This is a genomic window from Solihabitans fulvus (genome assembly GCF_008386585.1).
GTDB classification, from domain to species: domain Bacteria; phylum Actinomycetota; class Actinomycetes; order Mycobacteriales; family Pseudonocardiaceae; genus Solihabitans; species Solihabitans fulvus.
On sequence record NZ_VUOB01000025.1, the window covers coordinates 67,369 to 77,129 of the forward strand.

Here is a 9,761-nt window from a genome sequence, read left to right on the forward strand (position 1 = left end):
CAGGTCCTGGGGGGACTCACCCGTTGGGGCGGATCTGCCGCACGGCGTCGTCGACGAGGTCGAGCAGCCCGGTCCAGTCGGCGGCGTGCTCCTCGCCCGCCAGCCGCACGCCCGCCCCTGCCAGCGTGGCGAGGTGCCCTGGCCAGGCGGGATGCCGGGACAGCGGCTCGCCGCACTGCGGGTGCACGACCACGGGCACCCTCGGCATGCCCATGGCCTCGGCAACGGCGGCGAGCGCCTGGTTCTCCGGCAGCCCGAGGGCCAGCTTGACCACGGAGTTCATGGTGGCCGGGGCGAACAGGAAGCAGTCCGGCACCGGGTGCGGCTTCGGCTCGCTCGGCAGCCTCGGCTCGGCCCGCACCGGCAGGTCCGTCAGCGCCCGCAGCTGCGGCAGCTCGCCTGCCGCGTCCAGCCACCGGTACGCCGTCGGGGTGAGCGTGATCGCCAGCCGCCAGCCCCTGCGGGCCGCTGGCTCGGCCAGTTCGAGCCGGAACCGCTTCTCGACGCCGCCCGCCCCGGCGGCGACCAGCCCGAGCACACCGGGGCCGCCGGACACGTCAGGGCTTCCGCAGCAGGGCGCAGAACATGGCGTCGGTGCCGTGCAGGTGCGGCCACAGCTGGACGTTCGGGCCGTCGCCGAGGTCGGGCATCTCCGGGAAGTACTCCCGGGTGTCCAGCCGCTCGGCGCCGGTGCGGCGCACCACGTCGGCGACGATGCCGACCGTCTCGGACAGGTGCGGCGAGCAGACCACGTACGCCACGATCCCGCCCGGCCTTGCCAGGTTCAGCGCCGAGGTGAGCAGCTCGCGTTGCAGCCTGGTCAGCCCGGCCACGTCGGAGGGCTGCCGCCGCCACCGCGCCTCTGGCCGACGCCGCAGCGCGCCGAGGCCCGTGCACGGCGCGTCCACCAGCACCCGGTCGTAGCTGCCCTCGGCCAGCCCGGACTCGCGGCCGTCGACAGTGTGCACCGTGACCGGCAGCCCCTTGGTCGACTTGCTGACGAGGTCCGCCCGGTGCGGGGTCTTCTCAACGGCGTCGAGCGTGCCGCCGGACAGGCCGACCAGCGCGCCGAGCAGCGCGGCCTTGCCGCCGGGGCCCGCGCACAGGTCCAGCCACCGCTCGTCGGGGCCCTCCAGCGGGACGCGGGTCAGCGCCAGCGCGCACAGCTGGCTGCCCTCGTCCTGCACGGCGGCCAGCCGCTCGCGCACCGGGTCGAGGTCGCCGGGATCGCCAGCGCCGGCCTCAAGGTGCACGCCGTAGGGCGAGTAGGGCGCCGGGTCGCCGCCGGTCATCGCGGCCAGCTCCTCTGCGGTGCACTCGCCCGGCCTGGCCACCAGGTGCACGGACGGCCGCGCGTCGTCGGCCTCCAGCGCCGCGCGCAGCGCCTCTCCCCTGCTGCCCAACGCCTCGGCGAAGGCCTGCGCGACCCACCTCGGGTGCGCGGTGGACATGGCGAGGTGGCCGATGGGGTCGGTCGCCTCGTCCGGCGCGACCTGGGCGACCCACGCGGCCTCGTCGTGTTCGGTGACGCGGCGCAGCACGGCGTTGACGAACCCCGCGATGCCGGAGCCGCGCTCGGCTCGCACCAGGTCCACAGTGGACGCCACGGCGGCGTGCGCCGGAATCCTGGTGCGCAGCAACTGATAGCAGCCGAGCCGGAGCGCGTCGAGCACCGCTCCGTCCACTTCGGACAGTGGCCGGTCGACGCAGACGGCCAGCACGGCGTCGAGCAGCCCCTGCGCGCGGGACGCGCCGTAGGCGAGCTCGGTGGCCAGCGCCGCGTCCCGACCGGTGATCCGCCGCTCCCGCAGCAGGCCGGGCAGCACCAGGTTGGCGTAGGCGTCGCGGTCGCGGACCGCCCGCAGCGTGTCCAGCGCGGCCTGCCGCGCCGGGTCGAGCACCGGCGGGGTCGCGGTGGTGCTGCGCCGACGCGGCGGCGCCGGCCGCCGAGGCCGGGACGGGCGCGAGGACCGGGAGGGGTGCTGACCTGGACCGTTCACGAAACCCGCTCTCCCGGTGCCACGCGGACGCCGCGCGCCCAGTCCGTGGCTGCCATTCGCTTCTTACCCTGTGCCTGCACCTCGCCGAGCCGGACCGGCCGGCTGGCCGTGCCGACCAACACCTGCTTGCGCTCGACCAGCAGCTCGCCCGGCGGCAACTGCTCGCCATCGACGGGCTGCACCGGCCCGAGCTTCAACCGCTCGCCCCTGAACTCGGCCCACGCGCCCGGCTCCGGCGTCGTCGCGCGCACCTGTCGGTCCACCGAGGCGGCCGGCGCGGTGAAGTCCACCCGCGCGTCCTCGACGGTGATCTTCGGCGCGTAGCTGACCCCGTCCGCCTGCTGCGGGACCGCGACGAGCGAGCCGTCCTCGACACCGTCCACGGTGGACCGCAACAGCCGCGCGCCGGACTCGGCGAGCCGGTCGAGCAGGTCGCCGGAGGTGTCGCGCTCGCGGACCGCCTCGGTGACCACGCCGAACACCGGGCCCGCGTCGAGTTCCTTGACGATCCGGAACGTCGACGCCCCGGTGATCTCGTCGCCGTTGCGCACGGCGGCCTGCACCGGGGCCGCGCCGCGCCAGGCCGGCAGCAGCGAGAAGTGCAGGTTGATCCAGCCGTGCGGCGGGATGTCCAACGCGGACTGCGGCAGCAGCGCGCCGTAGGCCACCACCGGGCAGCAGTCCGGCGCCAGCTCGCGGAGCCTGGCCAGGAAGTCCGGGTCGCCTGCCCTGCGTGGGGTGAGCACCTCGATGCCGTGCTCGTCGGCCAGCGCGCCGATCGGCGAGCGCAGCAGCTTGCGGCCCCGGCCGGCCGTCGCGTCGGGGCGGGTCACCACGGCGACGACCTCGTGCCCGTCGGACTCGATCAGCGCGCGCAGCGAGGGCAACGCCACGGCGGGGGTTCCCGCGAAAACCAGTCGCATGTCAGTGATTCCCGCCGAACAGGGGGTGTGGGCTCTGCTTGATAGTCGGCACGCCGCCGTCGAACCACTCCGCCGCGCGGATGGCCTTCATGGCCTCCTTGCGGGTCTCCTGGTCGAGGCGGTCCAGGAACAGCACGCCGTCGAGGTGGTCGCTCTCGTGCTGGATGCACCGCGCCAGCAGCTCGCTGCCCTCGACCTCGACGGGCTCGCCGTGCATGTTCCAGCCCTTGGCCACCACGTGCAGGTGCCGCCGGCAGTCCCAATACTGGCCGGGAATGGACAGGCAGCCCTCCGGGCCGTCCTGGTACTCGTCGCCGACCACCTCGAAGGTCGGGTTGATCAGGTGCCCGGCGAAGCCGTCGCAGTGGTAGGTGAACGCGCGCAGGCCGACGCCCAGCTGCGGCGCGGCCAGCCCGGCGCCGCCCTTGTCCTCCATGGTGTCCCACAGGTCCTTGACCAGCTTGCGCAGCTCGGCGTCGAAGTCGGTCACCTCGGCGGCGGGGGTGCGCAGCACCGGGTCGCCGAATAGCCGAATCGGCTGAACTGTCACGGACGCTCCAATCTGCGGGACTAGCCGCAGGTAAGTCTAGGAGAACCGGACAAGGGCGGTCGCCGTGGCGGTCGTCAGCGGCCAGAAGGCAACGGTGAAGACCGTCACACACCACGCAGGGCCTGCCCGGCCGCGCGGTCCGACCGTGCAACGCTACCCGCCAGCGCGGACACCTGTAGCTGTGCGAACAAATAGCGAACGTGGGTGGGGGGCGGCAACGCTGGTGAGAGGCCGACCAGAGGGTCTCGACGGCGACCCCACCGACCGCGGCCTGTGGCAGCGGGCCGCCGACGGCGACCAGGACTCGTTCGGTGTGCTGTTCGACCGGCACGCCGAGGCGGTGTGGAACCACGCGTACCGGTTGACCGGCTCCTGGTCCACGGCCGAGGACGTCACCTCGGCCACCTTCCTCGCCGCGTGGCGCAAGCGGGGTGAGCTGACGCTCGTGCGGGACAGCGCGCTGCCGTGGCTGTACGCGGTGGCCGGCAACCTGGCCCGCAACGAGTTCCGTCGCCTCGGGCGGTTCCGCCGGGTGCTGACCCGGCTGCCGCGCACCGACACGGTCGACGACCACGCCGAGGACGTCGCCGGGGCGGTGGACGACGACCGCAGGCTGCGCGAGGTGCTTGCGGCCGTGAATCGGCTGCCGTCGGCCGAGCGCGAGGCGGTGCAGCTGTGCCTGCTCGGCGAGCTGAGCACCGCGGACGCGGCGGCGGCCCTCGGCGTCGCCGAGACCAGCGTGCGTTCCCGCATATCCCGAGCCCGCAGCCGGCTGCGCGGCATGGTCGGACAGGAGGTCATCTGATGGAGCACGAGTTCACGCCACCGCCCGCGCGGCAGCTGCCCGAAGGCACCAGGGAACGGATGAGGGCCACGGTCCTGACCGGGATCCAGTCGGCGAACGCCCCGACCTTCGAGTCCAGGGCCGACCCGTACTCCCCTGCGCCGGCCGCCGCCCGCCAGCCGTGGACGGCGCGGAACCGCGCGCCGTTCGCCGCCGCGGCCGCCGTCGTCGTGCTGGCCGGGGGCGGGGTGATCATGATGCAGTCCCTCCAGGACTCGCACGACGGCCAGGTTGCCAGCCCGGCCACGTCGTCGACGACCACCAGCTCGGTGCCGGCCCCGCCGCCGTTGGCCGCAAGGGCGGTCAGCACCGACGAGTTCGACCGCTGTTGGACCGCCGCGCACGGCAGCGCCCGGTCCGCCGACTATCCCGACCGGCCGGCGTGGCAGCCGCTGTTCGCCGTCGACCTCACCAGCCCGCCGCACTACTACGGCAAGTCACGCACCACGGTCGTGTTCCGCACCAGTTCGGTGCTGTTCTGCGAGCTGACGAAGGCCACGGTCGCCGTGTCCGACCCGAAGGTCCAGCAGTGGCCGTTGGGCGGCACGCCGACCGCCACCTCGATGTGGAGCAGCTTCCAGTCCCCGTCCGGCACGATCGCCGGCACGGTGCCTGCCGACGTGCAGAAGCTGGACGTCGTGACGACCAATCCCGACGGCGGTGACCGGAACACGGCGCGGGCGTTCGCCGACCAGGGCGTGTTCGTGATCGACCCGAACCGGATCAGGGACGATGGCAGCCGGCTCGAGGTGACGGCGACCGCCCGCACGGCCAACTCCTCATTCACCAGCCTCGGCAAGCTCGGCCCGCCGGAGCAGCAGCGCGGCATTTACGCCGGGTTGGCCGGCGACAACGACCCGACCTCGCCGCGCAACGAGCTGAACGAGTGCATGCTCGACTGGGATCGAGGGGACTCGAGCCAACTGCCAGACCAGAACACGCTGAAGCCGCGCGCGCGGACGCCGATCGACAACAGCTACGGGGTGCTGATCGGCGGCGACGACACCGGCAGGATGATGATCTGCGGGCTCGACCGCGGCCGCGCGAACGCCACGTACATGGGAGACAGGGCGGCGAACTCGCGGGTGACCCAGGAACACCCGTTCCAGGTCCTGTACGACCACCTGAGCCCCGAGGGCCTGTTCACGGCGGCCGGCGTGATCACCCCGGCGGTCGCCAGGGTGGAGCTGACCGCCCCCGGTGGGCTGCACATCGACGCCGCGGTGGCCGACGGCACGTTCGCGGGCCAGCTGAGCGGGCTGCCCCAAGGCGGCATGAGGACGGCCGGGGTCCGCCTGTACGACGCGGCCGGCGCCGTCCTGTACGACGGGCCAGCCACGCCGTAGGCGCTCCGCCGAACCTGCTTACCGCGCGAGGTGCGCGGTAAGCAGGTTCGGGTCCTTCGCCGTGAAGTACGCGGCGTTGGCGACGTAGAGCGTGTCGCCGCGCAGCGCGATCGACGTCGGGTTGGACAGCCCGTCCTGCGCGGTCAGGACGGTCTTCGCCGACCCGGCCTCGTCGATCAGCACGACCCGGTTGTCCGCGTTGATGGCCGCGAGCACGCGGTCGCCGACGAACGCGAAGTCGTCGATCGGGCCGAGCTTCTCGGCCGCCACCCTCGGCGTGCCCGCCGCGCCCATCTCGGTGACGGGAATCCGGACCAGGGTCTGGTTGCCGGTGTTGGACACCCACACCGCGCCGTCGTGGAGCTTGACGCCGTTGGCGCCGAACGAGCCGGGCGACTTCAGCTCGGCGCCGTCGGCCCACAGCACCGGCGCGCCGCCAAGCAGCGGCACCCGCCAGACCACGCCGTTGGCCGAGTCGGCGACGTAGAGCTGCCGGGTCCGCTGGTCGATGGCCAGGCCGTTGACGAAGCTGTCGGCCGGCAGCGCCGCGACGCGCGTCGGGGCGTGGCCGGGGCGGAAGCGGTAGATGCCGGTGCCCTCGGCGGTGCCGGTGGACACCGAGACGTAGCGGACGCCGTCCCGGGTGGCCGCGATCCCGCCGAGGAAGATCTTCCGGTGCACCAGCGGGACGTCGCCGTTGTCGGGCACCGGGACCTGCGCGATGACCTCGGTCCGGCCGGCGCGGGTCACCCTGGCGACCTGCCCGGTCCAGGCGAACGTGACGTCGGCGTCGCCGTCGGGTTCGAGGGTGATGTTCTCCGGCTGCTGGCCAGCCGCGAGGTCGAGGTGGGCGAGTATCCGGGGATCGCGCACCGGGGCGGTGGCCGCCTGGGCCGGCGCGGCGACCGCGAGCAGAACCGCGGTGGCCCCGGCCGCCGCGGTGATCATGCTGCGAATGCTGGACATGCGAGTAGAACCCCCAAGCAGAGCGAACCAAACGCGCGCAGTCTGCCGGCTGGAGCGCGCTCCAGGTCAACCCCGATTCGAGAATTCCCCGCGCCCACAACACTTCCGCCCACAGCGCTTCTGCCTACAACCCCGCCGGCTACAGCACTTCCAACGGATCCAGCTTCACCCGAACCGGATCCGGCTCCTTGCGCGCGGTGCGGACCGCGACCGCCTCGGACAGCGCCGCCGCGAGCGCCTTGCCCTCGGACCGGACCACCCGCACCAGCACGCGTTCCCGTTGCGCGGAGCCGTCTTCGGCGACCTCGCCGATCGGCACCGGACCGAGCACCTCGCCGGAGTCGGGCAGCCGCAGGTCGTCGACGAGCGCCGCGAGCGCCTCCGGTGAACCGTCCACAGTGGCCATTCGCACGGCGGGCGGGAAGCCGAGTTCGGTGCGGCCGGCCAGCTCCTGGCGGGCGTGCCAGACCGGGTCCCAGCGGACCAGCGCCTGCACGGGGGCGAGCGTCGAGTCCGCGATCACCACCACCTGGCCGCCGTCGGTCCCCGCCCGCACCATTCCGGCCGCGGTCATCCACCGCCGCAGCGCCTCCTCGGTGGCGCGCAGGTCGGCGCGACCGAGCAGCGCCCACCCGTCCAACAGCAGCGCGGCGCCGTAGCCGCCCTCCGCGAACGGCTCTGCGCCCGGCGTCGCCACCACCAGCGCCGGCCGGGCCGGCACGCTGGCCAACACCTCGTCGCCCCCGGAGGTCCGCACCGGCACTCCGGTGAACGCGCGCCCCAACTCCTCCGCCGTGCGGCGCGCCCCGACCACGGCGGCCCGCAACCGGCGGGAGGCGCAGGCCGGGCACCGGTACGCCGCCTCGGCCGCGCCGCACCATCGGCAGGCGGCCGGCCGGGGCACGCCGCCGTCCGAACCGCCGGGCAACGCCAGCGGGCCGGCGCAGCGACGGCAGCGGGCCGGCGCGCGGCAGTTGCCGCAGACCAGCGACGGGACGTAGCCGCGCCGGGGCACCTGCACCAACACGGGACGGCCTGCGGCGAGCGCCGCGCGCGCCGCGTCGAACGCCATCGAGGGCAGCCTTGCGGAGCGGGCGGCCTGGTCCTTGGCCAGCTGCCAGTCCGTGTCGCCGAGCGAGGCCACTCTCGGCGCGGCGGCCCTGAGCTGTTCGCGGGCGGCCACGATCTCGTGCGCCCAGCCCGTGTCCACCAGCAACTGGGCCTCCGCCGTCCTGGCGAACCCGCCGATCAGCAGCGCGGCCCCGGTCAGGTGCGCGCGCTGCGCCAGCACGTCACGGACGTGCGGGTAGGGTGACCGCTGCTCGGCGTGCAGGTCGTCCCCGTCGTCCCAGACCACCAGCAGGCCGGGGTCCGCCACGGGAGCGAACGCGGCGGCCCTGGTGCCGACCACGACCCGCACCGCGCCGCACCGCACCGCCAGCCAGCGCCGATAGCGCTCGGCCGGGCCGAGGTCGGCCGACAGCGCCACCACGCCCCCGTCGCCGAGCAGCGTCACGCACGCCGCGTGCAGCCTGGCCACGTCGCGGTGGTCCGGCACGACGAGCACGACGCCGCGCCCGGTGCTCGCCACGGTCGCGGCGGCCTCCGCGAGCCGGGCGGGCCAGTCCTCGCCGGGCAGCGCCTGCCAGACACCGTGCGCAGGCCGGCCGCTGCGCAGCGCGTCGAGGTAGGCGGGCCCGCGCGCGTAGCGGGTCCAGCACGTCGGGTCAGGGGCTGCCGGCGGCGGCGCGGGCTCCGGGTGGGCCTGCTTCTCCGCGCGAGCGTGCCGGGGCGGCACGGCGAGGCGGAGCACGTCGATGAGCGTGCCGGCGTACCGGTCGGCCACGACCCGTGCCAGCGCGGCGATCTCCGGGGAGAGCACCGGCTCCGGCGAGGTGACGCGTTCCAGGAACATCAGCTTGCCGGTGTGCTCGGACCGTTCCGCGCGCGACAACAGGAATCCGTCGACGAGTTGGCCGGCGAACCGCACCCTGACCCGGCAGCCCGGCACGGCGTCGGCGTCGAACTGCGCGGGCACCTGGTAGTCGAAGGGGCGGTCGAGATGGGCCAGCGGAACATCCACGCACACGCGCGCGATCGGCAGGGTCGCGGCGGGCTGCCACTCCCCCCGGCGCATCGTGTTTTTGCTGGCCATGGCCCTTGGTCTACCAGAGTGGCCCGACGGTCCGGCGCACCGGGTCGAGCGGCGGAATTCCCCTCGAGCGGGACCGCGAAAAGACAACTAGCAAAGGACGGCGGTGTGGTCCAGCACGCCCACACCGCCGCCCTTTGTCGTTTCACCCAATGCGGCGATAAATGCGATAGGCAACGCGTCGATCCTGCGCCAATGGCTCGTCCTCGGCCAACCCGGACGCCGCCAACACCGCGGCGCCCAGCTCCGGCAACACGGACAGCTCCTGACCAGCGGCCCAGCGAACCGGATTCCGCACGGCCTCGGCTATCGCCTCTCGCGGCGTCACCGGCACCGCGCAGGACACCTCGAACACCTCGGGCGCACTCAGCCCACGACCGGCGAGCACGGCGTCCACCTCGTCAGGACCGCTGATGTCGGCGACCACCGGGACCGGCGACACGCCTCGCTCCTCGGCCCGCACGAACAGCTCGTCGAGCAGGTCGCGGATCGCCCCGGTGTACAGGCGCGCACCGAGCGACAGGCACAGCGCCGCCTCCGGCGCCAGGATCCTGGCCAGCTCCGCGAGCGCGTCGCGCCAGGCCGGCACGTGGTAGAGCACCCTGGCCATGTGCACCCCGGCGCAGGCCCCGGTTCGCACGGGCATGGCGCAGCTGTCACCGCGCAGGAACGGAAGTTCGCGGGCGTCGCCGACGCGCCAGTCGGCCAGGTCGGACAGCGTCAGCGGCACGCCCCGCCTGGCCAGTTCGGCGCCGAGCGAGCCGGAGCCCGCGCCGACGTCGATGACCTGCCCCGTGACGCCGAGCGCGCCGACGAGCTGGCCGTGCAGCTCGTCGGCGGCTTCAGGCGTCAGCTCCGACTGGCTCAGGCTCCGGCCGCCTGACGGAGTACGTCGGCGCGGTCGGTCCGCTCCCACGGCAGATCCAGATCCGGCCGACCAAAATGACCATACGCCGCCGTCGGCGCGTAAATCGGCCGCA

9 protein-coding genes are annotated in these 9,761 nt (G+C 74.0%); 2 read left to right on the top strand and 7 right to left on the bottom strand.

Annotated elements, in window-relative coordinates; translation table 11 throughout:
- Positions 1-16: 16 nt before the first annotated feature.
- The 4 genes from F0L68_RS15490 to def are packed head-to-tail and all read right to left on the bottom strand — an operon-like array spanning position 17 to position 3,473.
- Positions 17-556 (bottom strand): HFCD family protein, encoded by a 540-nt coding sequence (locus F0L68_RS15490; RefSeq protein WP_149850265.1) that lies wholly within the window; start codon positions 554-556, stop codon positions 17-19.
- Between the two features lies 1 nt (position 557).
- Entirely contained in the window at positions 558-2,000 is a 1,443-nt protein-coding gene (locus F0L68_RS15495) for an RsmB/NOP family class I SAM-dependent RNA methyltransferase (RefSeq protein ID WP_149850266.1), read from the bottom strand.
- The gene (fmt, locus tag F0L68_RS15500; RefSeq protein ID WP_149850267.1) at positions 1,997-2,923 is read right to left on the bottom strand and encodes a methionyl-tRNA formyltransferase; all 927 of its coding nucleotides are present in this window, start codon (positions 2,921-2,923) and stop codon (positions 1,997-1,999) included. Before fmt ends, F0L68_RS15495 begins: the two co-directional genes overlap by 4 nt.
- Before the next feature lies 1 nt (position 2,924).
- Positions 2,925-3,473, bottom strand: coding sequence for a peptide deformylase (gene def / locus F0L68_RS15505; RefSeq protein ID WP_149850268.1), 549 nt, complete (start codon positions 3,471-3,473; stop codon positions 2,925-2,927).
- A 223-nt stretch (positions 3,474-3,696) separates the two neighbouring features.
- Between def and F0L68_RS15510 the strand changes: the two genes are divergently transcribed.
- Together F0L68_RS15510 and F0L68_RS15515 are read left to right on the top strand one after the other, a co-directional pair.
- On the top strand, positions 3,697-4,278 hold the full coding sequence (locus F0L68_RS15510) for an RNA polymerase sigma factor (protein WP_223198820.1): 582 nt from the start codon (positions 3,697-3,699) through the stop codon (positions 4,276-4,278).
- On the top strand, positions 4,278-5,663 hold the full coding sequence (locus F0L68_RS15515; RefSeq protein ID WP_149850269.1) for a hypothetical protein: 1,386 nt from the start codon (positions 4,278-4,280) through the stop codon (positions 5,661-5,663). Before F0L68_RS15510 ends, F0L68_RS15515 begins: the two co-directional genes overlap by 1 nt.
- 18 nt (positions 5,664-5,681) lie before the next feature.
- On the opposite strand, the gene F0L68_RS15520 is transcribed toward F0L68_RS15515, so the two are convergent.
- From F0L68_RS15520 to F0L68_RS15530, 3 genes are all read right to left on the bottom strand, one after another.
- Positions 5,682-6,629: an SMP-30/gluconolactonase/LRE family protein gene (locus F0L68_RS15520; RefSeq protein WP_223198821.1), complete on the bottom strand. Its 948-nt coding sequence runs from the start codon at positions 6,627-6,629 to the stop codon at positions 5,682-5,684.
- Between the two features lie 139 nt (positions 6,630-6,768).
- On the bottom strand, positions 6,769-8,784 hold the full coding sequence (locus tag F0L68_RS15525; RefSeq protein WP_149850270.1) for a primosomal protein N': 2,016 nt from the start codon (positions 8,782-8,784) through the stop codon (positions 6,769-6,771).
- Between the two features lie 142 nt (positions 8,785-8,926).
- Positions 8,927-9,697, bottom strand: coding sequence for a class I SAM-dependent methyltransferase (locus F0L68_RS15530; RefSeq protein WP_149850271.1), 771 nt, complete (start codon positions 9,695-9,697; stop codon positions 8,927-8,929).
- Positions 9,698-9,761: the final 64 nt, after the last annotated feature.

Bases quoted from the DNA above. Each gene is read 5' to 3' on its own strand.
- F0L68_RS15515 (WP_149850269.1), top strand. From the start codon at position 4,278: ATGGAGCACGAGTTCACGCCACCGCCCGCGCGGCAGCTGCCCGAAGGC.
- fmt (WP_149850267.1), bottom strand. From the start codon at position 2,923: ATGCGACTGGTTTTCGCGGGAACCCCCGCCGTGGCGTTGCCCTCGCTG.
- F0L68_RS15525 (WP_149850270.1), bottom strand. From the start codon at position 8,784: ATGGCCAGCAAAAACACGATGCGCCGGGGGGAGTGGCAGCCCGCCGCG.
- F0L68_RS15520 (WP_223198821.1), bottom strand. From the start codon at position 6,629: ATGTCCAGCATTCGCAGCATGATCACCGCGGCGGCCGGGGCCACCGCG.